This window comes from Kitasatospora sp. NPDC092948, from assembly GCF_044754805.1.
Taxonomy (GTDB): domain Bacteria; phylum Actinomycetota; class Actinomycetes; order Streptomycetales; family Streptomycetaceae; genus Kitasatospora.
The window spans coordinates 648,318-673,532 of record NZ_JBIVPU010000002.1 but is presented as its reverse complement, the minus strand read 5'-3'; the positions used below and the strand labels follow the sequence as shown (position 1 = coordinate 673,532).

The 25,215-nt window shown below is 74.0% G+C and carries 25 protein-coding genes; 9 read left to right on the top strand and 16 right to left on the bottom strand.

Annotated features, from left to right (window positions below):
* Positions 1-76 precede the first annotated feature (76 nt).
* A complete protein-coding gene (locus ACIQF6_RS07875) occupies positions 77-1,201 on the bottom strand; it encodes a sensor histidine kinase (protein ID WP_400891425.1) in 1,125 nt (374 codons plus the stop codon).
* A 120-nt stretch (positions 1,202-1,321) separates the two neighbouring features.
* On the opposite strand from ACIQF6_RS07875, the gene ACIQF6_RS07870 reads away from it, so the two are divergent.
* Genes ACIQF6_RS07870 through ACIQF6_RS07850 form a run of 5 tightly spaced genes read left to right on the top strand, consistent with a single transcriptional unit; the run spans position 1,322 to position 4,852 of the window.
* Positions 1,322-1,510 (top strand): hypothetical protein, encoded by a 189-nt coding sequence (locus ACIQF6_RS07870; protein ID WP_400891423.1) that lies wholly within the window; start codon positions 1,322-1,324, stop codon positions 1,508-1,510.
* Positions 1,507-2,406, top strand: a complete 900-nt coding sequence (locus tag ACIQF6_RS07865) for an ABC transporter ATP-binding protein (protein WP_400891421.1) — start codon at positions 1,507-1,509, stop codon at positions 2,404-2,406. The genes ACIQF6_RS07870 and ACIQF6_RS07865 overlap by 4 nt, the downstream gene beginning before the upstream one ends.
* Positions 2,403-3,392, top strand: a complete 990-nt coding sequence (locus ACIQF6_RS07860) for a hypothetical protein (RefSeq protein ID WP_400891419.1) — start codon at positions 2,403-2,405, stop codon at positions 3,390-3,392. Before ACIQF6_RS07865 ends, ACIQF6_RS07860 begins: the two co-directional genes overlap by 4 nt.
* Before the next feature lie 60 nt (positions 3,393-3,452).
* On the top strand, positions 3,453-3,977 hold the full coding sequence (locus tag ACIQF6_RS07855) for a SigE family RNA polymerase sigma factor (RefSeq protein ID WP_400891417.1): 525 nt from the start codon (positions 3,453-3,455) through the stop codon (positions 3,975-3,977).
* Positions 3,974-4,852 carry a hypothetical protein gene (locus tag ACIQF6_RS07850; protein ID WP_400891415.1) on the top strand — a complete coding sequence of 293 codons (879 nt, stop codon included), beginning with the start codon at positions 3,974-3,976 and terminating at the stop codon, positions 4,850-4,852. The genes ACIQF6_RS07855 and ACIQF6_RS07850 overlap by 4 nt, the downstream gene beginning before the upstream one ends.
* Positions 4,853-4,879: 27 nt before the next feature.
* On the opposite strand, the gene ACIQF6_RS07845 is transcribed toward ACIQF6_RS07850, so the two are convergent.
* The 5 genes from ACIQF6_RS07845 to ACIQF6_RS07825 form a co-directional block, all read right to left on the bottom strand.
* Complete coding sequence (locus tag ACIQF6_RS07845) at positions 4,880-5,353, bottom strand: hypothetical protein (RefSeq protein WP_400891412.1); 474 nt, start codon at positions 5,351-5,353, stop codon at positions 4,880-4,882.
* The gene (locus tag ACIQF6_RS07840) at positions 5,251-5,895 is read right to left on the bottom strand and encodes an alpha/beta hydrolase family protein (RefSeq protein ID WP_400891410.1); all 645 of its coding nucleotides are present in this window, start codon (positions 5,893-5,895) and stop codon (positions 5,251-5,253) included. The genes ACIQF6_RS07845 and ACIQF6_RS07840 overlap by 103 nt, the downstream gene beginning before the upstream one ends.
* 147 nt (positions 5,896-6,042) lie before the next feature.
* Entirely contained in the window at positions 6,043-6,819 is a 777-nt protein-coding gene (locus ACIQF6_RS07835) for an ABC transporter permease (protein WP_400891408.1), read from the bottom strand.
* Positions 6,816-7,832, bottom strand: a complete 1,017-nt coding sequence (locus ACIQF6_RS07830) for an ATP-binding cassette domain-containing protein (protein ID WP_400891406.1) — start codon at positions 7,830-7,832, stop codon at positions 6,816-6,818. Before ACIQF6_RS07830 ends, ACIQF6_RS07835 begins: the two co-directional genes overlap by 4 nt.
* Before the next feature lie 167 nt (positions 7,833-7,999).
* Positions 8,000-8,668, bottom strand: a complete 669-nt coding sequence (locus tag ACIQF6_RS07825; RefSeq protein WP_400891404.1) for a DUF4097 family beta strand repeat-containing protein — start codon at positions 8,666-8,668, stop codon at positions 8,000-8,002.
* A gap of 224 nt (positions 8,669-8,892) precedes the next feature.
* Here ACIQF6_RS07825 and ACIQF6_RS07820 point away from each other — a divergent pair, with 224 nt between their 5' ends.
* Positions 8,893-9,666 (top strand): helix-turn-helix domain-containing protein, encoded by a 774-nt coding sequence (locus ACIQF6_RS07820; protein ID WP_400891402.1) that lies wholly within the window; start codon positions 8,893-8,895, stop codon positions 9,664-9,666.
* A 427-nt stretch (positions 9,667-10,093) separates the two neighbouring features.
* Here ACIQF6_RS07820 and ACIQF6_RS07815 read toward each other — a convergent pair whose 3' ends face one another.
* Positions 10,094-10,648: a cysteine hydrolase family protein gene (locus ACIQF6_RS07815; RefSeq protein ID WP_400891399.1), complete on the bottom strand. Its 555-nt coding sequence runs from the start codon at positions 10,646-10,648 to the stop codon at positions 10,094-10,096.
* Between the two features lie 59 nt (positions 10,649-10,707).
* On the bottom strand, positions 10,708-11,943 hold the full coding sequence (locus ACIQF6_RS07810; protein ID WP_400891396.1) for an MFS transporter: 1,236 nt from the start codon (positions 11,941-11,943) through the stop codon (positions 10,708-10,710).
* A gap of 123 nt (positions 11,944-12,066) precedes the next feature.
* Here ACIQF6_RS07810 and ACIQF6_RS07805 point away from each other — a divergent pair, with 123 nt between their 5' ends.
* Positions 12,067-13,002 carry a LysR family transcriptional regulator gene (locus tag ACIQF6_RS07805; RefSeq protein ID WP_400891394.1) on the top strand — a complete coding sequence of 312 codons (936 nt, stop codon included), beginning with the start codon at positions 12,067-12,069 and terminating at the stop codon, positions 13,000-13,002.
* Between the two features lie 271 nt (positions 13,003-13,273).
* On the opposite strand, the gene ACIQF6_RS07800 is transcribed toward ACIQF6_RS07805, so the two are convergent.
* From ACIQF6_RS07800 to ACIQF6_RS07780, 5 genes are all read right to left on the bottom strand, one after another.
* The gene (locus ACIQF6_RS07800; RefSeq protein WP_400891392.1) at positions 13,274-13,918 is read right to left on the bottom strand and encodes a response regulator; all 645 of its coding nucleotides are present in this window, start codon (positions 13,916-13,918) and stop codon (positions 13,274-13,276) included.
* A complete protein-coding gene (locus ACIQF6_RS07795) occupies positions 13,882-15,177 on the bottom strand; it encodes a sensor domain-containing protein (protein WP_400891389.1) in 1,296 nt (431 codons plus the stop codon). The genes ACIQF6_RS07800 and ACIQF6_RS07795 overlap by 37 nt, the downstream gene beginning before the upstream one ends.
* Positions 15,178-15,329: 152 nt before the next feature.
* Entirely contained in the window at positions 15,330-17,822 is a 2,493-nt protein-coding gene (locus ACIQF6_RS07790; protein WP_400891386.1) for an FtsX-like permease family protein, read from the bottom strand.
* On the bottom strand, positions 17,822-18,604 hold the full coding sequence (locus ACIQF6_RS07785) for an ABC transporter ATP-binding protein (protein WP_400891384.1): 783 nt from the start codon (positions 18,602-18,604) through the stop codon (positions 17,822-17,824). The genes ACIQF6_RS07790 and ACIQF6_RS07785 overlap by 1 nt, the downstream gene beginning before the upstream one ends.
* A gap of 134 nt (positions 18,605-18,738) precedes the next feature.
* Positions 18,739-19,692, bottom strand: a complete 954-nt coding sequence (locus ACIQF6_RS07780) for an MBL fold metallo-hydrolase (protein WP_400891381.1) — start codon at positions 19,690-19,692, stop codon at positions 18,739-18,741.
* Between the two features lie 101 nt (positions 19,693-19,793).
* On the opposite strand from ACIQF6_RS07780, the gene ACIQF6_RS07775 reads away from it, so the two are divergent.
* Complete coding sequence (locus tag ACIQF6_RS07775; RefSeq protein WP_400891379.1) at positions 19,794-20,723, top strand: AraC family transcriptional regulator; 930 nt, start codon at positions 19,794-19,796, stop codon at positions 20,721-20,723.
* A gap of 310 nt (positions 20,724-21,033) precedes the next feature.
* Here the strand turns inward: ACIQF6_RS07775 and ACIQF6_RS07770 are convergent, their stop codons facing one another.
* The gene (locus ACIQF6_RS07770; protein WP_400891377.1) at positions 21,034-21,585 is read right to left on the bottom strand and encodes a nuclear transport factor 2 family protein; all 552 of its coding nucleotides are present in this window, start codon (positions 21,583-21,585) and stop codon (positions 21,034-21,036) included.
* Between the two features lie 114 nt (positions 21,586-21,699).
* Entirely contained in the window at positions 21,700-22,479 is a 780-nt protein-coding gene (locus ACIQF6_RS07765; protein WP_400891374.1) for an NAD(P)H-dependent oxidoreductase, read from the bottom strand.
* A 142-nt stretch (positions 22,480-22,621) separates the two neighbouring features.
* Here ACIQF6_RS07765 and ACIQF6_RS07760 point away from each other — a divergent pair, with 142 nt between their 5' ends.
* Complete coding sequence (locus ACIQF6_RS07760) at positions 22,622-23,470, top strand: helix-turn-helix transcriptional regulator (RefSeq protein WP_400891371.1); 849 nt, start codon at positions 22,622-22,624, stop codon at positions 23,468-23,470.
* An 82-nt stretch (positions 23,471-23,552) separates the two neighbouring features.
* On the opposite strand, the gene ACIQF6_RS07755 is transcribed toward ACIQF6_RS07760, so the two are convergent.
* Complete coding sequence (locus ACIQF6_RS07755) at positions 23,553-24,989, bottom strand: DEAD/DEAH box helicase (protein ID WP_400891368.1); 1,437 nt, start codon at positions 24,987-24,989, stop codon at positions 23,553-23,555.
* Between the last annotated feature and the right edge of the window lie 226 nt (positions 24,990-25,215).

Here is a 25,215-nt window from a genome sequence, read left to right as displayed (position 1 = left end):
TGGAGGGCCTGGTCGTCGGCGAGCAGGACGCGGATGGGCGGGTGGTGGGGTGTGGTCATCGTGCGGTGGGGTGTGGTCATCGGACACCGCCCGCCGGGACGGGGAGTTCGGCGTGGACGGTCCAGCCGCCGGCCGGGCCGGAGCCGGCGGTGAAGGTGCCGCCCAGGGCCTCGACGCGTTCGCGCATGCCGAGGAGGCCGAAGCCGGTGGGGCGGAGGTGGCGGGTGTGGCCGGGCGGGGCGTCGTCGGTGACGGTGACGGTCAGGGCGGCGGGTGTGCGGGCGACGGTGACGTCGGCGGTGTGGGCGTGGGCGGCGTGCCGGGCGACGTTGGTGAGCGACTCCTGGACGATCCGGTGCACGGTGGTGGCGACCTCCGGCGGCCAGGGCTCCGCGTCCCGCTCCGGCAGCCGCAGCCGGACGTCCGGGCCGTGACCGTCGAACCGCTCGACCAGCGCGGCGAGTTCGGCCGCGCCCGGGGTGGCGGGCGCCGTCCCCGGGGTGTCGTCGGCGGCGCGCAGCAGGCCGACCACCCGGCGCATCGCGGACAGCGCGTCGGCGCCCGCCGCCTCGATTCCGGCGAGGGTGTCGTCCAGCTGCTCGGGGCGCTTGCGGGCGACGATCCGGGCGGCCTGCGCCTGGACCACGACGCCGGTGATGTGGTGCGCCACCAGGTCGTGCAACTCCCTTGCCAGCGCCAGCCGTTCCTCGTGTCGTACGGCCTCCGCAGTGGCCCGGCGGCGGTCGTCCAGCAGCCGCAGCCCGAGACCGGCGGCGAGCGCCAGCGCCCACACCTCGATGCCGACCCGGAAGGACGTGGCCGGGGCCGGAGCCGTCAACAGGCCCGCCGCCATCAGTGCCAGCCCCGCCACGCCGAGCACCGCCGCCGAACGCCACGGCAGCGTCCGCACCGCCGACCCGCCCAGCACCAGCAGCCCCAGCACCGCCGCCGCGCCCGGCTCCCCGGGCAGCCCCGTCAGCCGCGCCACCAGCGCCGCCGCACCGACCACGGCCAGCCCCAGGGCCGCCGCGCCGCCGCGGCTCCGCCCCCGGCCCAGCGCCAGCACGCACACCGCCGCACCGGTCGCCGCGTCCAGCGCCCACACCCGGCCCTGCGCCGCGTACTGCGCGGCCATCACCAGCACCACCAGGGCGAATCCCGCCCCCAGCGCCGCGTTCCCCACCACCGACGTTCGTCTCACGGCCGCCACGGTAGGTGAATCGGCCGCCCCGGCAGAACCGTCCGAAAGTACGACGCCGTCCGGCCCGGACCGTACCTTCGGCCGCTGCGGGCCGCCGCCGCCGGGCGGGAGCGTGGGGCCATGACCGCAACGACGACCGGTGCCGCGCTGCTCGCGGTGGCCGAGAAGACCGAACGCAGCCCGCTGCTGTACGCCTGGTGGGCCGTCCAACTGGGCGTACTGATCGCTCTCGGCTGGGGCGGCTACCGCCTGATCCGGGCCTGGCGGGCGCGGCGCGCCGAGCAGGACGCGGAGGACGGGCAGTGGTGACCGCCGTGCTGGAGGCGACCGGCCTCACCAAGCGGTACGGGCGCCGAACCGCGCTCGCCGACGTCGAGTTGAGCATTCCGGCGGGCCGGGTGGTCGGCCTGGTCGGGCCGAACGGCGCCGGCAAGTCCACCCTGCTGCAACTCGCCTGCGGGCTGATCGCCCCCACCTCCGGACGGATCCGGGTGCACGGCGCCGAACCCGGCACCCGCCCCGACCACCTCGCCAGGGTCGGGTACGTCGCCCAGGACACCCCCGTCTACCCGGACCTCACCGTCGCCGAGCACCTGCGGTTCGCCGCCCGCCTCAACCCGCGCTGGGACCGGGCGCTCGCCGAACGCCGGTTGAACCGCGCCGAGTTGGACCCGCGACAGAAAGCCGGCCGACTGTCCGGCGGCCAGCGCGCCCAACTCGCCCTCACCCTGGCCGCCGCCAAGCGCCCCGAGCTGCTGATCCTCGACGAACCCGCCGCCGCCCTCGACCCGCTCGCCCGGCACGCCTTCCTCGACCACCTGATGGAGTCCGTCAGCGAGCTCGGCGCCACCGCCGTGCTCTCCTCCCACGCGCTGCCCGACGTCGCCCGGGTCTGCGACCACCTGGTGCTGCTCGCCCGCGGCCGGGTCCACTTGCACGGCGACATCGGGCCGCTGCTCGCCCGGCACGCCCGGCTGACCGGCCGCGCCGCCGACCTCGACGCCCTGCCGTCCGACGTCACCGTGCTGGACCGCACCGAGGCCGCCGACGGCCGGGCCACCGCCCTGATCCGCACCGAGCGGCCACTGTCCGCCGACGGGCCGTTCACCGTCACCGCGCCGGACCTGGAAGAACTCGTCCTCGCCCAACTCTCCCTCGCCGCCCGCCCCGGGCAGCCGACCGCCCGACCGGAGGCCCACCGATGATCCGGCTGACCTGGCGCCAGTTCCGCACCCAGGCCCTGATCGGCCTGGCCGCGCTGCTCCTGCTGGCCGGCTACCTGCTGCTGCTCGGCCTCGACATCCACCACGCCCAGCAGGACGTCCTCGCGCACTGCGGCGGCCGGGACTGCGCCGGACCGCTCGGCGCCTTCGCCGACCGGTACCGGCTGCGCACCGACCTGCTCGACTACCTGCTGCTGGTGCTGCCCGCCGTGCTCGGCGTGTTCTGCGGCGCCCCGCTGGTCGCCCGCGAGTTCGAGGGCGGCACCCACCGGCTGGTGTGGAACCAGAGCATCACCCGCCGCCGCTGGCTGGCGGTCAAACTGGCGGTGGTGGGCGGGAGTTGCACCGTCGCGGTCGCGCTCGTCGCGCTGCTGCTCGGCTGGGCCGCCGGCCCCGTCCTCGCCGTCGAGGGCGCGCGCTTCGAACCCGTCGCGTTCGCCTCGCACGGGCCCGCCCCCGTCGCGTACACCGCCTTCGCGTCCGTGCTCGGCGCCACGCTCGGCCTCCACCTGCGGCGCACCGTCCCCGCGATGGCCGCCACGCTCGCCGTGTTCGTCGCGGTCCAACTCGCCGTCCCGGCCCTCGTCCGGCCGCACTACCGGGAACCCGAGCGGACCCGGGTGCAGCTGACCGCGCCGATCGTCGCCAACCTCGGCAAGATCGGCACCTACGGCGACATCGGCGGCCTGCGGGTGCCCGGCGGGCCGTGGGTGATCGACACCAGCGCGATCCTCGACGAGACCGGCGCACCGGTCGGACACACCGACTGGTTCCAGGACTGCATGGACCACAGCTCCCTCACCGACCTGCCCGGCTGCCTCGCCGACCACCGCATCCACGTGGAGATCACCCAGCAGCCCGCCGGCCGCTACTGGACCTTCCAGGCCGTGGAGAGCGCCCTGTTCGCCCTGCTCACCGCCACTGCGGTCCTCCTCGCGGCGCGACGGCTGCGCAGCCGCGTCGACTGAACCGGGGCCGCCCGAAAAATTGCTGACAACCTTTCACCCCGGCTCGGGCGTGTGTGCGGTGTGAGTCGAGAAACCGAGGACGACGCCTACGCAGCCTTCGTCGCAGTCGCCTGGCCCCGACACCTGCGGACGGCCACGCTGATCGCGGGGGACCGCAACCGCGGCGAGGAACTGCTGCAGGACTGCCTGGTCAAGCTGTACGTCCGCTGGCGCCGGGCGGTCGCCGACGACCCGCACGCCTACCTGCGGCGCATGCTGGTCAACGGCCACATCAGCTGGTGGCGCCGCCGGCGCCGGGAGACGCTCACCGCCGACCTCCCGGAACGGCCCGGCGGGGCCGGCGACGGGTACGACGCCACGGACGAACTCCACCGGGCGCTGCGCTCGTTGACCACCGGACAGCGCGCGGTGGTGGTGCTGCGGCACCTGGAGGACCTCTCCGAGAAGGAGACCGCCGCCGTCCTCGGCTGCTCGGTCGGCACCGTCAAGAGCCAGCACTCCCGGGCGATGGCCCGGCTGCGCACCGTCATGTCGAAGGACCGGCCGGCGGGCCGGTCCAGGGATCAGGAGGCTGTCAGCCCATGAGCACCAACGAACACGAGGACCTGTCGTACGCGATGGAGGTGCTGGCCGACCGCCAGCCCCCGCCGGGCCGGCCGCCGACGGCGGAGCTGGTGCGCCGTGGCCGGCTCCGCAAGCGCCGGCGCGCCGCCGTCATGACGGGCGGGGTCGCTGCGGTTGCCGCGGTGGCGATGGCCGGCGCGTTCGTCGTCGGCGGCAGCGGCAGCCCGGCGGTGAGCGGGATCGGGCCGGCGGCCGGCGCGTCCGGGTCGACCACGCCCACCGAACTGCCGTCCAGCAGGCCGACGAACACCGGCCTGCCGTCGACCAGGCCGACGAACACCAGCTCGCCGTCGAGCAAGCCCACGGACACCGGCTCGCCGTCGAGCAAGCCCTCCGGCGCGCCCACGGCAGATCTCCCCCTGGCGAACCTGCTGGAGGCGCGGCTCCCGGCCGGCTACCACATCGTCAGCACCTGGAACCAGCCGGCGACGAAGCCCGGCGACCCGTGGCGGGCCGGTGCGGGGCACACCATCACCAACGGCTCGCGGACCGGCAACATGCGCATCGAGCTCACCCAGGTGACCGGCGTGCGGAGCGGATCGACGGACTACAAGCCGACCGCGGACTGCGGCTCGGTGCCCAACTGCACCGTCACGCAACGTCCCGACGGCAGCGTGCTGATGGTCGTGCTCCCCCCGGCGGCGCCGGGCGGCCTCCAGGACTGGAAGGCCCTCCTGTACGGCACCGACGGCACCCTGGTCACCGCCTCCTCGGGCACCGTCCCCGGCCCGGGCGAGGGGAGCGACATCTACCCGGGCCCGCCGGTTCTCAACGGCGACCAGCTCACCGCCCTCGCCCTGGACCCGGTCTGGCAGGGCATCATCCACCAGCACTAGGCGGCAACGCACCGTTCCCGCCGCAGCTCAGGGGCGCAGCAGCCCCCAGTACAGCGCCCACGGGACGAACAGCGCGCCCGAGAGCGCCAGAAGTCCGATCCGCACCCGGCTGCCACGCGCCGGGCGGTTCCGGACGGCCGCCACCACGGTGAGGGCGACCGCCACCACCGTTGTCACGGCGGCCAGTTGAAGCACCGACCGGACCATCGACCGGCCCAGCACCGGGCCGGGCAGCGCCGCCGCCACGAGTGCCAGGAACAGCAGGTAGAGCGGCGTGCCGACGACCGTGAGCGTTCCGGTCAGCGCGGCCCAGCGGGCCGCGCGGGGCAGGCCGGCCGGGGCGGGGCGGCGGCGCAGTCGGCGGACGGCGCCGGTGGCCGGAGGGCCGGCGAACCCGATCAGGCAGACGACGGCCGACCCGGCCTGGAGCCAGGGCGACTCGTACCGGGCGAGCGGGGCGAGCGGCCGGCTGGCGTACTGCTGGACGGGGGCGGCGTCCACCGACACCGGCGGCAGCGCGGCGGCCAGGCCGGTGATCCAGTGGGACTCGAAGTCGGCGTAGTCGTCCGGCAGTTGGAAGGGTCGGTCGAGCCGTCGGCGAAGCTGCGGCGGAGGTTGTGCCGGACGTCCGGGACGGTGCGGATGGTGTAGTGGCGGTTGCCCGCACGGTCCAACGCGTCCCGGACGATCCGCTCGCTCTCGGCGGGCACGGCCTCCCGGTCCAGCGTCCCCCACTCCACCGGCACCGGTACGCGGAGCTGCTCCCAGGCGGGCAGTGGGTCGTAGTCCGCGCAGGCCTGCTGGCGGGCCGGGCCGAGGCCGGACGCGCCCGCGGTCACCACGAAGGACACGTCGGAGGCCCGGCCGGCGGCGAGCGTGACCACCCATGCGCCCTCGGACAGTCCCCACAGGCCGACCCGGGCCGGGTCGACCTCGGGCCGGGCGCGCAGCAGCCGCAGGGCGGCGAGGGCGTCGTCCGCGAGCAGGAGGGTGATCAGCCCCGGCAGTGCGGTGCGGTGTGTTGTTCGGCGTCTGCCGCCCATGGCGTGGTCTCCCCGTGGTCGATGTCGCTCCACCTTCTCCGACCGCACGGCGCTGCGGGATGGGGCGACCACTCGGAACCCCAGGGGGACAACCCCCGGAAATGCCAATGAAGCTGACGTGAAGTCAGCTCCACTGGGCGGGGGCGATTACTTCGGCTCGCGGTCGAACTGCGAGCGGGACCAGACGTAGCCGAGCACCGTGAGGGCGGCGCACCACAGCAGGGCGATCCACCAGTTGTCGCCGATGGGGGTGCCGAGCAGCAGGCCGCGCAGGGTCTCGATGGCGGGGGTGAACGGCTGGTACTGGGCGACGGGCTGGAACCAGCCGGGCATCGAGTGCAGCGGGACGAAGGCGCTGGAGATCAGCGGCAGCACGATCAGCGGCAGCGCGCTGTTGCTGGCGGCCTCGGCGTTGGGGCTGCCCAGGCCCATGCCGACGGCGATCCAGGTGAGGGCGAGGGCGACCAGCACCAGCAGGCCGAATGCGGCCAGCCACTCCAGCACGCCGGCGTGGTGCGAGCGGAAGCCGATGGCGACCCCGACGGCGCCGACCAGCACCACGCTCAGCACCGACTGCAGCACGCTGCCGATCACCCGGCCGAACAGCACCGACCCGCGGTGGATGGCCATGGTGCGGAACCGGGCGACGATGCCCTCGTTCATGTCGGTGGCCATCGACACGGCGGTGCCGATCACGGTGGAGCCGATGGTCATCATCAGGATGCCGGGCACCAGGTAGGCGACGTAGGCCTGACGGCCGGCCCCACCGCTCATCGCGGCGCCGAAGACGTAGACGAACAGCAGGAGCAGCATCACCGGCGTGAGCAGCAGGTTCAGGGTGAGCGACGGGTAGCGCCGGGCGTGCAGCAGGTTGCGCCGCAGCATGGTGGACGAGTCGCGGACGGCAAGGGCGAACGAGCTCATCGGGCAGCCTCCTCGGAGGAACCGGCCGCGACGGCCGGGGCGGTGGACGGCGCGCCGGACGGGGCGCCGGACTGGGCGGGGACGGCGGGCGCGCCGGTCAGCGCGAAGAACACGTCGTCCAGATCGGGGGTGTGCACGGTCAGCGAGTCGGCCTCGACGCCCGCCGCGTCCAGCCGGTCGAGCACCGAGCGCAGCGCTCGCTGGGAGCCGTCGCTCGGAACCAGCAGGGTCAGCGACTCGTCGTCGCGGGAGCCCTCGGTGAGCGCGCCGGCGGCGGACCGGTACGCCGCCGGGTCGGTGAAGCGGAGCCGGACGTGGCCGCCCGGGACGAGGCGCTTGAGTTCCTCGGCGGTGCCTTCGGCGGCGATCACGCCGTTGTGCAGGACGGCGATGCGGTCGGCGAGTTCGTCGGCCTCCTCCAGGTACTGGGTGGTGAGGAAGACGGTGACGCCGCCGGTGACGAGCTCCCTGATGATCTGCCACATGCTGTGCCGGCTGCGCGGGTCGAGGCCGGTGGTCGGCTCGTCCAGGAAGATGATCCGCGGGCTGCCGACCAGCGTCATCGCGATGTCGAGGCGGCGCTTCATGCCGCCGGAGTAGGTGGAGGCGGGTTTCTTCGCGGCCTCGGTGAGGTCGAAGCGGGCCAGCAGGTCGGCGGCGACCCGGCGGCCCTCGGCCTTGGGCAGGTGGTGCAGGTCCGCCATCAGCAGCATGTTCTCCTCGCCGGTGATCAGACCGTCGACGGCGGAGAACTGGCCGGTGACGCCGATCGCGGCGCGCACCGCCTGCGGGTCGGCGGCGAGGTCGTGCCCGCCGATCCGGATCGGCCCGCTGCCCGGGCCGGCCGGGATGAGAGTGGAGAGGATCTTGACCGCGGTCGTCTTGCCGGCCCCGTTCGGGCCGAGCAGGGCGAAGACGGCGCCTTCCGGGACGGACAGGTCGACGCCGTCGAGGACGGTCTTGTCCCCGTAGGACTTGCGCAGCCCCTGTGCCGCGATGGCCAGGCCGGTCATGGGAGAACTCCTTCTGCTGCGGGGCGAGGTGGTGCCGGGTGGTTGGTGCCTGCCGGGCCCGGCCGCCGTGCGGACAGCGGCCGGTCGGGGCGGTGGGGCGGTGGGGCGGTGAAGCAGTGAGGCGGTGGCGCGGTGAGACGGTGGTGTGGTGCGCTGCCGGGCGGCGGTCAGACGGTGCGGGCGGTGATGTCGCCGTTCTTGGTGGTGGCGCGGATGGCCAGGGCGGGCACGTCGTCGGCGTTGCGCAGCGCGTTGTGGATGCGGCCGTGGCCGGTGCCGGCGTCCAGCGAGGCGGAGATTCCGCGGGCCGCGCCGACGGTGATCGAGCCGGACTGGGTGGTGAGCACCAGCTCGCCGCGCGCCGCCTCGGCCACGGTGAGGTCGCCGCGCTGGGTGTCGAGCTGGGCGGAACCGGTGAGGCGGCCGATCTCGACGGAGCCGTCCTGGAGGACGAATCGGCCGCCGGCCGCCTCGTCGACCTTGACCGCGCCCCGGGCGCTCTCGTACGCGACCTCGCCGAGCCGTCCCACGCCGCGCAGTTCGGCGTCGGCGGCCTTCGCCTCGATCCGCGAGCCGGCCGGCAGCTGGACGGTCACCTCCAGTGCGCCGCTCGGGCCGAGCAGGCGGTGGTTCGAGGCGGCGGTGACGATCCGAAGCACGCCGTCGGCGAGGACCACCTCGGTCTGCTCGGCGGCCTGCACGTCGCGGCTCTTCGCCGGGTTCGCGGGGAGCACCTCGACGACGGTGTCAGCGCGGTCCGCGGCGATCAGGCGGAGCAGGCCGGCCGGGATGTCGATGACCGCGGTGATGGTGGTGGGGGTGTCGAACTTCTGCATGGCCGTCTCCTCTGCGCTTCGTTTCTGACATTGGAAACGCTACGTTGCATTCATGGAGTCGGCAAGGCTGTTGTTGCAATGAAAGTGCATCGCAGCAGGTGAAGCTGCGTAAATCGTTGCAATGATTCTGGAGATAATGCAACGCCGCGATGGTGTGCGTTGCAATGGTGTGTGGGTGAACGCTATGCTGGGGCGCACCAGGCACACCGACCGAGGAGACCGCGATGCCGGGAGGCAGGCTCACCCAGCACGAACGCCAGCAGATCGCGCTGGGACTGGCCGACGATCTCGCGTACGCCGAGATCGCCCGCCGCCTCGACCGTCCGACCTCGACCATCACCCGCGAGGTCATGCGCAACGGCGGCCCCACCGGCTACCGGGCCGACCTCGCCCACCGCGCCACCGAACACCGCGCCCAGCGCCGCGCGGCACTGCCCCGCAATCCGTACTCCGACCGGCCCGCCGACGGGCGCGACCCGGAGGCCGTGCGCGCCTATGAGGAGACCGTCACCACGGTCTTCATGCACTCCGGCATGAGCCGAATGCCGGCCAGGGTGCTGGCCGCGCTGCTGCTCACCGACGAAGGCAGCCTCACCGCGGCGGAACTCGCCCAGCGCCTCCAGGTCAGCCCGGCGTCCATCTCCAAGGCAGTCGCCTTCCTGGACGAACAGACGATGATCCGGCGCGAACGGGACGACCGCCGCCGCGAGCGGTACGTGCTCGACGAGGACATCTGGTACCAGGCCACCATCGCCAGCGCGCGCGCCAACGCCGCCGTGGTCGAGACCGTCCGCCAGGGCGTTCCGATTCTCGGCCCCGACACCCCGGCCGCCGTCCGGCTGGAGAACATCGCACGCTTCCTCGGCTTCGTCTCCGAGGGCCTGTTCCGAATGGCCGACCAGGCCCGTGACGTCCTCTTCGCCAAGCCCGAGCCGGGCGACCAGGCCGCCGAGACCGCCGAGGTTCCCGGGGATGCGAGCGGCGGCGGCAGGGGCTGAACTGCGCTGCGTGGTTGGGGATTTCGCCCGATCGGGTGGGTGGCCCGGAAAGGCGGGGACCGCGGCTGGCCCGGGCTGCGCCTGCTGCCCGAGCCGGGCACCGGAGGCGCCGAGACCGCTGACGCTGTCGGCGCGGCCGAGGCTATCGGGGGTGCGAGTGGCGGCGGCAGGGGCTGAACTGCGCTGCGTGGTTGGGGATTTCGCCCGGCTGGACGGCCCGGGAAGCCGGCGACCGCGGCTGGCCCGGGCTGCGCCTGCTGCCCGAGCTTGCGTCGGCGCGCCGCAGCCGGCCCGGTGTCCGGTGATGCCGCGCGCGCCACGGTCGCCGTGATCCGGCTGTGTCGCGCCGAACTCCGGCCCTCCGTAACGGCGTTCCTCGCTGTGTTCGCCCGGCTTGCCGTCCCGGGCGGTGTCGTGCGATGGCTTCTCAGGCCGCCAGTAGTTCGGCGAGGGTGACCGGTTCCGCGCGGGACGGCAGCAGCTGGTGGAGGACGAGCGTGTGGAGCTCCGGGTCGGGGTCGGCGGTGCCGTCGGACAGGATGCGGAGGCGGTAGTCGAGGTCGGCCGCGGCCAGGGCGGTGGACAGGACGGCGCCGCCGGTGCTGAGGCCGGCGACGATCAGGGTGTCGATGCCGCGGGCGCGCAGCTGCCGGTCGAGGTCGGTGCCGGACAGCGCGGAGAAGCGGGTCTTGCGGACGACCAGGTCGGTTTCGTGCGGCGCGAGTCGTGGGTGGAACGCGGTGGCCGGGTCCGCGTCGGGCAGGGCGCGGTGTCGGGCCACCGCGGCGAACACGGTGTTGCCGACGGGGACGGCCGCCCAGTCGTCCTCGGTGAACGCGGTGCGGACGTGGGCCACCGTGCCGCCCCGTGCGCGGACGGCGGTGGCGGCCCGGGCCAGGCGGTCGAGCAGCGGCCCCGCGTCGGGCAGGGCGGACAGGACGGTCGGCTGACAGTCCAGCAGGAGCAGCGCGGTGTTCCGCATGGTGGTGTCCTCGTTTCCGATGGTCAGATGCGGCGGGTGCGGTGGGTGCGAAGCGTGCGTCAGGCCGGGCTGTCGAGCAGCGCGGGCGGGTGCGGCGTGGCCGGCTCGCGGCGGGGGAGCAGCAGCGGGGTGCCCAGGGCGAGCAGTCCGGCGACGGCGAGGGTGGTGCGTGGGCCGGTCAGGTCGGCGAGCAGGCCGCCGAGCGCGGTGAGGGCGGCGATGGTCGCCTGCTGGCCGATCGACCAGGCGGTCAGGGTGCGGGCGACCAGGTGCTGCGGGGTGCGTTCCAGCCGGTAGGTGGCGAGCACCGGCGTGAACAGGCTCATGTGGACGATGATCGCCAGCTCGACGGCGATCACCGTGATCAGGCCGATCACGCCGGGCCGGACGAAGACCAGCCCGATCAGCCAGATCGCGCGCAGCGTGCCGACCGTCCGGAACACCCGCATCCGGCCGTACCGCGCCACCACCCGCCGGGCCAGCCGGGAGCCGATCAGCCCGCCGAGGCACGGGGCGGCGAAGGCCAGGCCGTACTGCCAGGCGGGGAAGTGGAGTTGGCGCAGCAGCAGGACGGCCAGCACCGGCTCGGTGGCCATGATGAGGCCGGACACCAGCAGGTTGTTGAGGTACAGCGGGCGCAGCCCGGGGTCGCCGAACAGGTGCTTCCAGCCGTCCAGCAGCGATCCGGCCGCGCCGGTGTCGCGTCGCGGCGGCGCCTCCTCCCGGCCGCGGATCGCCGCCAGCCCGAGTGCCGAGAGCAGGTAGCTGCATGCGTCCGCCAGCACCGTGGTGACCGGGCCGAATGCGCCGATCGCGGCCCCGCCGAGCGGTGGTCCGATCGCGATCGAGCTCCAGTTGGTCGACTCGAAGCGGGAGTTGGCGATCAGCAGGTCGTCCGGCCGGACCAGCGCCTTCAGGTACGCGCCAGCGGCCGCGCCGAACGCGATTTTCGCCGTGGCGACCACCACCGACACGGCGAGCAGCTGGACGAAGCCGAGCACCCCGCAGGCGTACGCCGCCGGGACGGACGCCATGGCGGCGAACCGCGCCAGGTCGGCCGCGATCATCACCGGCCGCTTGCGCCGGAACTCCACCCACGGCGCGAGCGGCACCGCGAGCAGCGCCCCCACCGCCGGGCCGACCGCCGACAGCGCCGACACCTCGGCCGGGCCGGCGTGCAGCACCAGCACCGCGATCAGCGGCAGCGCCCCGAACCCCAGGCCCGACCCGTACGCGCTCACCGCGTAGGCCGCCCAGAGCCACCCGAACTGCCGCCCCAATGGCCGCCTGCCCACTCCGCCCCCTGCACCGTACAAAGCCACGTTGACCAGGGAGAGCCAATCGGGACGGATAACCACAGGTCAAACAACCGAGGAGGGGTTCCGACACAACCATCGGTTGTTCATTAAGGTGGCGGCGTGGACCTCGAAGCCGTACGCACCTACCTCGCCGTCGCCGAGTCGGGCCAGTTCCAGAAGGCCGCCACCGACCTGGGGATCACCCAGCAGGCGGTCTCCAAGCGCATCGCCGCCCTTGAGCGCGACCTCGGGGTCCGGCTGTTCACCCGCACCCCGCGCGGCGCCGAGACCACCATCGACGGCCAGGCGTTCCTGTCGCACGCCCGCGAACTGCTGCGGGTCGCCGAACGCGCCGTCGCCTCCGTGCACGCCGCCCGCCGCCCGCTGCGGGTGGACGTGATCAACCTGCGCGGCGCGGCCTCCGGGCTGCTGCGCGACTTCCACCGCACCCACCCCGGGATCGAACTCGACGTGGTGAAGCTGCTGGACATCGACGAGGCCGTCCGCGCCGTCCGGGCCGGCGCCATCGACGCCACCTTCCGCGCCGTCACCGCCCCCGGCCGGCCGCTGCCCGACGACCTGGCCTCCGCCCGGGTGGTCGACGAGCAGCTCCAGCTGCTCACCGGCCCCGCCCACGCGCTGGCCGACGCCCCCACGGTGACGCCGCGTCAACTGGTCGGCCACCGGATCTGGATGCCCGGCATCCTCCCCGGCTCAGAGTGGGCGGCCTACTACGACGACCTGGCTGCCGAGTTCGGCCTCACCATCGAGGCCACCGGCCCCAACTTCGGCTCCGACGCCCTGCTCGACACCGTCGCCGACACCCCGGCGCTGGCCACCTTCATGAGCGACGGCACCCGCCTGGTCTGGCCCGCGAGCCACGGCCTGCGCCGGATCCCGCTCACCGACCCGACCCCGGTCTACCCGCACTCCCTGCTCTGGCAGCGCGACAACCCGCACCCCGGGCTGACCGCCCTGCGCGCACACCTGGCCGCCACCAAGGCCGCCCACGACGCCCCCGGCACCTGGACGCCCGCCTGGACGGCGCGGAACTGACGCCGACTCGGAGCCGCACCCGCACGCCCCTCGGGCGCGCCCCGCGCCGTCGACCCGTGAAGCCGCGAACCTGCCGCCCGGCCTGCACGCCCCGAACCGCCGCCACCTGGCCGCGCTGCCCAGCTCGTCCTCGACCCGGCGAACCGCCGGCTGCTCGGGACTCGCGACGTTCGCCTCGCGCCCGCCGAGGGCGGTGCCCCGGTCGGCTCCGTCCAGGCTGCCGCCGTCCTCCGCCGCGCGGTCACCGACCGCACGGGGGAGGCGCCCGCGGTCAGGCGTTGAGGTAGGCCAGCACCGCCAGGACGCGGCGGTTGCTGTCGCTGTCCGGGGGCAGGTGGAGCTTCACGAAGATGTTCGAGATGTGCTTGGCCGCCGCGCCCTCGGTGACGAACAGCCGCTGCGCGATGGCCGTGTTGGAGCAGCCCTCGGCCATCAGCTCCAGCACCTCCCGCTCCCGGGCGCTCAGCGTGCCGAGCGGCCGGTCGCGGGAGTGGCTGACCATCAGCTGGGAGACCACGGCCGGGTCCATCGCGGTGCCGCCGGCGGCGACCCGGCGGATCGCGTCGATGAACTGCTCGTTGTCGAAGACGCTGTCCTTGAGCAGGTAGCCGATGCCGCCGGTGCCGTCGGCGAGCAGCTCGCGGGCGTACATCTGCTCGACGTGCTGGGAGAGCACCAGGATCGGCAGACCGGGGATCTCCCGCCTGGCCTGGAGCGCGGCCCGCAGGCCCTCGGTGGTGAAGGTCGGCGGCAGCCGGACGTCGACCAGCAGGACGTCGGGGCGGTGCTCGGCGGCGGCGGCCAGCAGGTCGGGGCCGTTGTCGACGGCCGCGACGGTCTCGAAGCCGTAGGCGTCCAGGAGTTGGATCAGCCCCTGCCTCAGCAGGAAGAGGTCTTCGGCGAGGACAACGCGCACGGTATCTCCATCGTGATGGCGGTCGGACCGCCCGGCGGGCTGGTGATGTCGACGGTTCCGTCGAAGGTGGCCAGCCGGCGGCGGATGCCGTGCAGGCCGGTGCCCCGGGCGGGGTCGGCGCCGCCGCGGCCGTCGTCGACCACCCGGGCGTGCAGCACGGCGCCGTCGTGCCGGGCGACCACCTCGACGTGCTCGGCCCCGGAGTACTTGAGCGCATTGGTCAGCAGCTCCGACACCGCGAAGTACAGCGCGGACTCCAGCGGCGGCGGCAGCGCGCCCGGCAGGTCCACCGTCACCTCCACCCGCAGCGGGCTGGCCAGGCCGAGGGCGCGCAGCGCGTCCGCCAGTCCGCGCTCGGCGAGCACCGGCGGGTGGATGCCGCGCACCAGGTCGCGCAGCTCGCGCAGCGCCGTGACGGACGAGCTGCGGGCGTCGCGCAGCAGCCGGCGGGCCTCCTCCGGGTCGCTGTCGAGGTGGCGTTCGAGCGCCCCCAGGGTCATGCCGAGGCCGACCATCCGGGCCTGCGCGCCGTCGTGCAGGTCGCGCTCGATCCGGCGCAGCTCGGCGGCGGCCGCGTCCAGCGCCCCGGTGCGGGTCTCGGCCAGGTGCCGCACCCGCAGGACCAGCCGGGACCGCTCGGTGGGGCCGAGCAGCAGCCGGGTGAAGTGCGCGTGCACGGTGAGGAACACCCGGCTGTACCGGGCCCAGCCGACGAACAGCGCGCCCGCCGCCAACGCGGCCAGCAGCGCGGTGAGTTGACTGTCGACCGGGAGGAAGAAGTACCAGCGGCCGGTGCCCTGCGCCCGCAGCACCGGCCGCCACAGGCCGAGGGCCAGTGCCAGCCCCTCCAGGACGTAGTAGAGCACCGCCGCGGGCAGGAACCCGATCATCCCGACCACCGAGTTGAGCAGCAGCCAGAGCAGGTCCCGCCAGCTGGCCGGGTCGGTCAGGATCCACTTGCAGCGGCGGATCCAGCCGACGATGTCCCGCTCGAACTCCTGCGGCGCCGGCCGGTACGGCACCTCGACCGGCACGCCCACCCGGGCCGCCGCCCGCCGGTTGGCGTTGCACAGCCGGCGGACCCACCCGGTCACGATCGGCAGCATCAGCGCGCCGATGCCGATCACGAACAGGACCACGAAGTAGGCGGTGACCAGGAACAGGCAGATCGAGAGCATCGCGCCCAGCGCGATCAGCACCCCGACCAGCAGGTCGGAGCCGGCCCGCCGGAGCTGGGCGGACCGGAGCGGGAGCGGCAAGCGAAGCACCTGAGCGATCGTCCATCCCTGGCAGCAGCGGCCCCGCGAGCCCGTCCGGCGACAGTACGTACAGGACGCACCTCCCGGCCAGGCTAGCGGGTCTTTCGCGGAAGTGTCACGCCGTCAAGAACGGCCATGTGAGGCAGAGTTGGTCAACCGTCCGACCTCGCCGTTTCGACCGGCGGCGTCCGCATGCCCCGCCAGGACGGCACCAGCGTCGCGCCGAGGACCAGGACGAGCGCGCCGCCGACGATCGCCGGGTAGAGACCGACCGGGCCCTGCGGCAGCACCGAATGGGCCTTCACCAGGCTGTACGGGACGATCGTGGTCGCCGCCGCGACCGTGCCCAGCACCGTCGCGACCGCCGAGACCAGCACGCCCTCGACGCCCAGCATCCCCAGCACCTGCGCCCTGGTGGCGCCGGTCAGCCGCTGGAGGCCGAACTCGCCCTGCCGCCTGCGGGTCACCGCCACCAGGGAGTTGACCACGGTGATCGCCGCATAGCCGACGATCATCGCGACGACGGTGTAGTTCGACGACACCAGGATCTGCTGGATCTGCCCGTCCGCACCGGCCGACGCCGGATGCCCGACGACCACCGCACCGGGCGCCGACCCGGCCAGCCGGGAGCGCAGCCCGGCGAGGTCCGCACCGGCGTCCGCGCGGATGAGGATCCGGGTCGGCAGGCCGACGGTGGTGTGCGGGGCCAGCACGTCGGCGGGCAGCAGCAGGTACTCCTCCTGCGGACTCCCGACGTACGTCGCCACCACCTTCGGCCCGGCCGCGACGCCGTCGCCGAAGCGCATCCGCAGGGTGTCCCCGATCCGCACGCCGAAACTCGCCGCCTGCCGTTCCGACAGGGCCACCGCGTTGCCCCGCAGCTCGCCGATCGACCCGCGCAGCCCGGCCGGCGCGAGGGTCTGCCGGACGCCGTCGGCCGAGACGCCGCGCAGCTCCACACTCCCGTCCGCGCCGTCCACGAAGCCGCTGGAGCCGACCAGTTCGGACGCCCCGGCCACCCCCGGCAGCGCCCGCACCGCGTCGAGCACGCCCGGTGCGAAGCCGCCCGTCGAGGAGTCCAGCGCGAAGTCCGCCGGCACGCTGTCCGCCCGGCTGCGGGCGGAGACCGCGTCCTCGGTGGACTGCATGTACAGGGTGCCGGTGGCGATCCCGACCAGCAGCACGATCGGCGCCACCGCGCCCGCCGTCCGGACATGCTGGGTGGTCGCGTTGCGCACCGCCAGGTACCCGGACAGCCTGGACAGCGCCCGGACGGGCCGGCCGACCGCGCGCACCAGCGCCCGGGTGAGGCCCGGGGCGAGCAGCGCCAGACCGATCGCGAACAGCACCGAGGCCGGCCCCGCCGTACTCGCCAAGGTCGGGCCGTCGGCCATCGCCGTCGCCGTCACCACCGCCAGCGTCACACCGCTGACCAGGAAGAACAGCGCCAGCAGCAGCCGGGCCGTGGTCAGCCAACGGGTCTGCACCGCGCTCTGCGCCAGCGCCGCGACCGGCTCGGTCCGCGCCGCCCGGCGACCCGCGAACAGCGCCGCGCCGACGGCGGCCGCGACCGCCGCGAACGCGCCGACCGAGACCGGGATCCAGCCCTGCCGGAAGGCGATCCCCTCGGACACCACGCCGTGGCGGGCCAACTGCCCGAACAGCAGCCGGCCGACCACCAGCCCGAGGCCGACGGCCGGCACGGTGGCCAGCACCGCCAGCACCGCGGTCTCGCCGACGACCATCCGTCGCAGCTGCCGGGAAGTGGCGCCGACCGCCCGCAGCAGCGCCATCTCGCGGGCCCGCTGCTGGAGCGACAGCCCGAGCGTGGACGCCACCCCGAACATCACGATCAGCACCGCCCAACTGCCGAAGACCGCCGCCAGAACGGTCACCGTCTCGCCGCCCGCCAGCGCCCCCGGCAGCTCGGCCAGCCCGCGCCGCTCACCCGTGAGCACCGTTGCCCGGCCGTCGACCGCCTCCCGCACCGCGTCCGCCAGGCCTTCGGCGGGCGTCGACGGCCGAACCCCGAGCGAGTCGAACGCCCCGTCGGAACCGGCCAGTTGCGGCGCCTCGGCGTCGGCGAAGAACAGGCCCGGCCGGACCGTCGCCGCAGTGTCGGGCCGGGCCAGGCCCGAGACCGTGAACGTCCGGGTCACGCCCCGCACCACCACCCGCACCTCGGCGCCGACCCCGACCCGCGCCCCGGCCGCCAGCCGGGCGTCCAGCACCACCTGCCCGCCGCCCGGCGCCGCACCCGCGGTCAGCGCGTACGGGGTCAGCGCGGCAGCGGCCCAATTGTGGCCCTCCGTCGCCGAGTTCACGCTCCCGTCCGGGCCGGTCAGCGCCGCCGGGACGGACAGGTCGGCGATCACGTCGCCGACACCCGGGACGGCCCTCACCGCCTCGACCACGTCCGGACCGATGCGCCGACGCTCGCTGAGCGCCTCCGAGCCGTACGTCAGCGGACCGGTCACCACGATCGGCACCCCCGCCAGGCGGTGCGGCGGGGCCGCCATCCGGACGCCGGTCTCCAGCAGGCCGCCGCACGCCATCACGATCGCGGCGCCCAGGAACATCGCCACGAAGGCCGCGACGAACCCGCCCTTGCGGAACTTCAACGTGCGCAGCGCCAGCACCCACATCACCGGGCACCCCCCGACAGCGCCGCGTCCTCGTCGTCCCACGCCCCGAGCCGGGTCATCCGCGCCGCCACCGCCCCGGCGGACGGCCGGTGCAGCTCGCCGGCGAACCGGCCGTCCGCGAGGAACACCACCCGGTCCGCGTACGAGGCGGCCACCGGGTCGTGGGTGACCATCACCAGGGTCTGCCCGCCGACATCCACCGACTCGCGCAGCAGCCCGAGCACCGCCGCCGCCGTCCGGGTGTCCAGCGCCCCCGTCGGCTCGTCCGCGAACACCACCGCCGGCCCGGTCACCAGCGTCCGCGCGACCGCCACCCGCTGCTGCTGCCCGCCCGAGAGCTGTCCCGGCAGATGGTCGAGCCGCCCCGACAGCCCGACCCGCTCGGCCACCGCCAGCAGCTGCCTGCGGTTCGGCCGCCGGCCCGCCAACCGGAGCGGCAACTCGATGTTCTGCAGCACCGTCAGCGCCGGAAGCAGATTGAACGACTGGAACACGAACCCGATCCGGTCCCGCCGCAGCTTCGTCAAACGCACCTCGTCCAGCCCCGCGAGGTCGCTCCCCCCGACCAGCACCCGCCCCGAACTCGGCTTCACCAGGCCCGCGGCGCAGTGCAGGAACGTGCTCTTCCCCGACCCCGACGGCCCCATCACCGCCGTGAAACTCCCCGCCCCGAACGCCAGACTCAGACCGCGGAGCGCCACCACCTCCCCGTCGCCCCGGCCGTAGACCTTCCCCACCGCTTCCAGCCGAACAGCGTGCTGCCCGTCCCCCTGCACCTGCACCGCACCCCTCCACCCGCCAGGTCACGCACCTCGCGCGAACACCTGACCAACGCTAGGAACGGCGGCCGACCGGCACACTGGCATTCCCTGGCGTCTGCGGAGTAGAGATTTCTCCACCCCCGGGCGCGAGGCGGTCAGGCGAACGCGGCCGCCCACCGCTCGATGCCGAACCCGCCGCCCGGCTCCCGCCGGACCTCCAGCGCACCGGCCCCGGCGAAGTGCGAGGGCACCACCAACTCGTGCCGGTCCGCCGCCCGTTCGAGGATCCGCCGACGGCTCGTCGCCGCCTGCGCAGGGTCCGCGCAGAAGCAACTGCTGCACGACGGCGCGAGCACCTGCACCGGGCTGTGCAACAGGTCGCCGACGAACACGGCCCGATCGCCCCCGGACTCCACCCGCAACACGGAGGAACCCGGCGTGTGGCCGGGCGCGGACTCCAGCACCAGGTGCTCGTCGATCCGGTGCGTGCCCTCCCACCGCACCAACTGCCCGCTCCGGTCGACCGGGGCGATGCTGTCCTGGTGGATCAGCCGCCCCTCCGGCCCGCCGCGGTACCCGCTCCCGGGACCGAAGTGGAAGTCGTCCGCGGCCGGCAGCAGGTACTGCGCGTTCGGGAAGGTCGGCACCCACTCCCCGTCGACCTCCATGGTGTTCCAGCCGACATGGTCGGCATGGAGATGCGTGTTGATCACGACGTCCACCTCCTCCGGGCGGACGCCGACCGCGGCCAGCGGGCCGAGGAAGTCGCCCTGCCGGTGATGGAACGCCGGCGACTCGGGCCGCTCCCGCCCATTGCCGACTCCGGTGTCCACCAGGACAGTTCGGCCCGCGCTGCGGATCACCCAGGTCTGCAGCACGAGCACCGTCAGGCCGCTCTCCGGCTGCCAGTGGTGCGGCGCGAGCCAGTCGGCGTTCCCCTCCCACAGCTCGGCCCCGCCCCCCGGGACCAACTGATGGCCCGGCAGGAACGGGCCCTGCCACTCGACGGCCCGGAGGACCTCGACATCTCCGAGCATGACGCTCCGCGTGCGGTCGGCGTCCGTGCGGTCGGCGTTCGTACGGTCGGCGTTCGTGCGGTCGGTGTTCATGCGCTCGACGCTACGAGGAAGGCCTTGATCCTCTCAATGCCCCAACACCTCATTCGCATACGCAATCAGCTCATCTCCGAGCGCATCGATACACTCCCGCCATGGACGTGGTCAGCGACGCGATCTCGGCCGTCCGGACCGGACGCCCCTCCTCCAACCGCATCCGGGTCGACGGGAGTTGGTGCGCCCGCTTCGCCCCCTACGACGGCGCCGGATTCCACGTCGTCCTGGAAGGCGGCTGCCGACTGATCGAAACGGACGGCACCGCACTGACGCTCGCCGCCGGCGACGCGGCGCTGCTGCCGCACGGCGCCGGCCACATCCTCGCGGACGCCGAGGCCGACCCGGACGCGGCCCAACACGCCGTCCCGTTCGAGCAGTTCACCGAGACGGAGCTGGCCCGGCCGCAGCCGCGGACACCGGCACGGGCAGGGACGCCGGGGCCCGGCGAGGTCGAGCTGCTCTGCGGCAAGTACCGCCTCGACCACAGCCGGGCGCACCCGCTGCTCGCCGAACTGCCGGACGTCGTACACCTGCCCAATCGGGTCGGCCAGCACCCCGAACTGCGCGCCGCCATCGACCTGTTGGGACGCGAGCTGACCGGCCGCCGCCCCGGCTCCGGCATCGCCGTCCCGAGCCTGCTCGACCTGCTGCTCGTCTACATGGTCCGCGCCCGGCTCGCCGAGGCCGCGGCGGGCACCTGGCCGGCGGTCCTGGAGGACCCCGTGGCGGCGGCCGCGGTCCGCGCCCTGCACACCGACCCGGCCGCCCCGTGGACCAACGACCGGCTGGCCGCCGAGGTCGGCGTCTCCCGCGCCACCCTGGCCCGCCGTTTCACCACCCTGGTCGGCCGCCCGCCGATGGCCTACCTCACCTGGTGGCGCCTCACCCTGGCCGCCGCCCGACTCCGGGACACCCCCGACCCGCTCGCCGCCATCGCCCGCCAGGTCGGCTACGGCACGCCGTACGCCCTCTCCCACGCGTTCCTACGGGAGTTCGGCACCACGCCGGGGCGCTACCGCAGCCGCTGACCTGGCTCGCGCCACCGACTGCGCTCGTGCCGCTGACCGGGCTCGTGCCGCCGACTGCGCTCGTGCCGCTGAGCGGGCTCGTGCTGCCGAGCGGGCTCGTGCCGCTGACCGGGTTCATGCCGCCGACCGGGTTCGCGTCGCCGAGCGGGTTCGCGCGTCCGACCGGCTTCGCGCTTTCGACCGGGCTCGTGCCGCCGAGCGGGTTCGCGCCGCCGACTGCGCTCGCGCCGCCGCGCGGGTTCGCGCCGCCGACTGCGCTCGCGCCGCCGATCGGGCTCGTGCCGCTCGGCCGGCTTTCGCCGGGTGGCCGCTACGCGCCGCCGGCAAGGTCGCGGAGCGTCGCCTCGGCCTTCGGCGTCAGGGCGAGCGGCCCCCGCCCGGTCGTCCACACCGCCTGCACCTCAAGACGGCGCAGTCGCCAGCCCTCCGAGGTCCGCACCGCCTCGCCGGTGAACGTGCCGCCGACGTCGAAGTGGCCGCCGGGTTCCTCGCCGCGCGCCTGCTGGGTCGCGGCGAGATGGACGTGCGTCATGATCGCGTTCCACCGGACCGCGGCCCGGTCCCCGTCCAGCTCGATCATGTAGTTGGCCCCCACATGCTGAGTCCGCTCGAACTTTCCGAGCGTCACCTGCTCGGCCTCGGCCAGCCCCGCGATCCCCCGGTGCTCCCCGACCGGTGTGCTGATCCGCACATCGGACGTGAAGTACCGCCGCGCCCACGCGTCGTCGAACCGGCCGCCGTTCCGGGGCACCGTGTCGAGACTGATCAGATAGCCGTCGATGAGCCCGGTGATCTCGGCCCGATCGGCCAGAACCCGAACCTGCCGCTCCAGAGCGGCGAACGCCTCCGTGCTGATGCCCATGGCCGTGACTCCCCGGGTCGCGCTGCCTGTCGCGGCCGACCCGGCCGCGCACCACCGAGGCTAGAACTTCAAGCCCGCTTGAGATCAAGACGCTCCCCGGGCCGCCGCCCCCGCTCAGCCGCGTACGTGCAGGCCGAACCCCGTGCGGCCCGCGGGCTCCAACCCCTCCTTCAGGCGCAATGACGGGATCTCGTAGTCGCCGAAGTTCTGTCGGCGGAACGCGATCGGCTCGGTCGACTCCAGCGTGAGCAGGCGCTGCTTCCACGCCTCGGCGACGGCCGGGAAGTCCTCGTCGGGCATCCGGTCGGCGCCGTACAGCACGAACGGCGGCAGCACCTCCACGCCCGGGTAGTAGAGGACGCCGTGCTGGAACGGGAACAGCAGATCGTCGATCGGGCCGTTGATCCCACGCGCCGCATAGTGCGACTCCGGGCCGCCGACCGTCACCGACAGCAGGGCCCGCCGGCCCGCGAGGGTGCCTTCGCCGTACCGCTCGCCGTACTTGGTGGCGCTGTGCTCGCCGACCCCGTACGCGAATCGGTAGGTGAACACCCGGTCCACCCAGCCCTTGAGGATGGCCGGCATCGAGTACCACCACAGCGGGAACTGGAAGACGATCGTGTCCGCCCACAGCAGCTTCTCCTGCTCGGCCCGGACATCCGGCGAGAGCTCCCCCGTCTCGAACGCCCGCCCCGAATCCGCCGCGACCTTCAACGGACTCGATGCCGCCGGGCCGTAGTCCGCGGCGTCCACCACCGCCTTCCAGTTCATCGCGTACAGGTCGCTCACCCGCACCTCGTGCCCGGCGCCCTCCAACGTGGACACCGCGAGGTCCTTCAGCGAACCGTTCAGCGACTTCGGCTCCGGATGGGCATGAACGATCAGCGTCTTCACAGCAGAACTCCCTCGGATCGACTGCCTCCGATCCTGGCCGCCGCGCCGTCCGGCGTTCAGGGGCTCCCTGTCCGTCGGACCGGACTTCCTGGTACTGCCAGGGCCACCCTCAACACCCCCACCCGCAGCCATACTCGGCACCATGGACGATCTCGCGGGCTTCCTGCGGACCCGGCGCTCCCGGGTCGACCCGGCCACCGCCGGCATCCCCGTCGACAACCGCCGCCGGGTCGAAGGACTCCGCCGCGAAGAGGTCGCCCACCTGTCCGGCGTCAGCGTCGACTACTACGTGCGCCTCGAACAGGGCCGTGCCACCCAGCCCTCCGAGCAGGTGCTCGACGCGCTCGCCCGCGTCCTCGACCTCGACGCGACCGAACGCGAACACCTCCACCGCCTCGCCTGCCAACGCCGCCGGACCACCAGGACCCCCGCCACCCGGATCCGCCCCGAACTGCTCCGCGTCCTCGACCTGGTCCCCGACGCACCCGCGCTGATCATCAACCACCGGCTGGACGTCCTCGCCACCAACCGCCTCGCCGAACTCCTCCTCGGCCACCCCGCACCGGGCCTGAACACCGCCCGCCACATCTTCCTCGACGAAGCCGCACGCGGCCTCTACGCGGACTGGGAGAACTGCACCCTCGACGTCGTCGGGCACCTCCGCCTCGCCGCCGGCCAATACCCCGGCGACCCCCGCCTGGCCTCCCTCATCGGTGAACTCGCCATGGGCAGCGACCGCTTCCGCCGCCTCTGGGCCCGCGCCGACGTCCGCGCCCGCACCCACGGACGCAAGGCCTACCACCACCCCCTGGTCGGTCCCCTCGAACTCCACCAGGAGAACTTCGCCCTCCCCGACGAATCCGGCCTCGAACTCCTCATCCTCTCCGCCGCCCCCAACACCCCCACCGCAGACGCCCTCCGCCTCCTCACGACCCTGGCCCCGGCCGCGCCCGCTCCGCAGCGAACTCCGCGCCCCCGTTCGTCGGCGTGAACGGAACCGGGACCGGAACCGGAACCAGGACCGGGACCGCGGTGCGGCGGTTCCCGGTGGTGGCGGGTGCGGTCGTTCGCGGCTACCGACCGTGGCGCCGGGACGCGGTACCGCCCGAGCCGTCGGAGTTCGCCCGGGTGCGGGCGGTGGCGGCGGGGCGGCCGTAGCGGTTCCGGCCGGTGGGCCGGTTGTGGCGGGGCCGCTCGACGACGGGGTCGGGGATCGTGACGGGCACGCCGGTGGGGACGCGGGCACCGGTGATCCGGGTGAGCTCCTCGCCGCCGGCCCGGACGTCGGTGGTGACGGGGGTGATACCGGCCGTGGCCATCATCCGGGCCGCCCTGCGGCGCTGGTTGGGGAGAACCAGGGTGACGACGGTGCCGGACTCGCCGGCCCGGGCGGTACGTCCGCCGCGGTGCAGATAGTCCTTGTGGTCCGCGGGCGGGTCCAGATTGACGACCAGGTCGAGGCCGTCGATGTGGATGCCCCGGGCGGCGACGTCGGTCGCGACGAGCGCGGCCACCTGACCGGTGCGGAACTGCTCCAGGGTGCGGGTGCGCTGCGGTTGGGACTTGCCGCCGTGCAGGGCCGCGGCCTTCACACCCTTCGCCAGCAGGGTCTCGACCAGGCGGTCCGCGTCGCTCTTGGTGTCGATGAACATGATCACCCTGCCGTCGCGGGAGGCGATGTGGGCGATCGTGGCGTTCTTGTCGGTGTGCTGCACGTGCAGCACGTGGTGCTCCATCGTGCTGACCGCTCCCGCGGACGGATCCACCGAGTGCGTGACCGGGTCCTTCAGGAAGCGCCGCACCAGGCTGTCGACATTGCGGTCCAGGGTGGCGGAGAACAGCATCGTCTGCCCGCCCTCGGCGACCTGTTCGAGGAGCGCGGTGACCTCGGGCAGGAAGCCCATGTCGGTCATCTGGTCGGCCTCGTCGAGGACGGTGACGGCGACCCGGTCCAGCCGGCAGAGCCTGCGCTCGATCAGATCCCCCAACCGGCCCGGCGTGGCCACCACGATCTCCGCACCACGGTTCAGCACCTGCGCCTGCCGGCGCACCGGTACCCCACCGACCACGGTGGCCATGCGCAGCCGCGCCGCGTGGGCGTACGGGGTGAGCGCCTCGGTGACCTGCTGGGCGAGCTCACGGGTGGGGACCAGGACCAGCGCGACCGGGCACCGCGGCTCGGCCTGCTGCCCGGCGGTACGGGCGAGGACGGCGAGACCGAACGCGAGCGTCTTGCCGGAGCCGGTGCGACCCCGTCCCAGTACGTCACGGCCGGCCAGCGAGTTCGGCAGCGTCGCGGCCTGGATCGGGAAAGGGGTGGTGACGCCCCTCCGCGCCAGGATCGTCAGCAGTTCCCTCGGCAGGTCCAGCTCCTCGAAGGAGCCGACGGCGGGCAGGGCCGGCACGGTACTCACCGGCACCGCGAACTCCCGCCGGGAGGCGGGTTCCGCGCCGCTCGACGCGGACCGGGAACCGGCGTGACGGCGCGGCGGACGGCTGGAACGGTTCATGCGGGGAGACCCTTCTCGGGGGCGGCAGGTGACGTACGGTCGGCGCTCACCGGGAAGCGGGAGCGGAGAACCCTGGGCCGTGGACCGCCGAGGCATGATGCCGATCCGGACGTGGCGCGGTGCGTTCGCGCGGGAAGGCGGCCGGTGAACCGGAGGCGACTCGGGCCGGAACAGCCCGGAGCGCGCGGTGTCGCAAAGCCGAGGGGCCCGCGACCGGGCACCATGT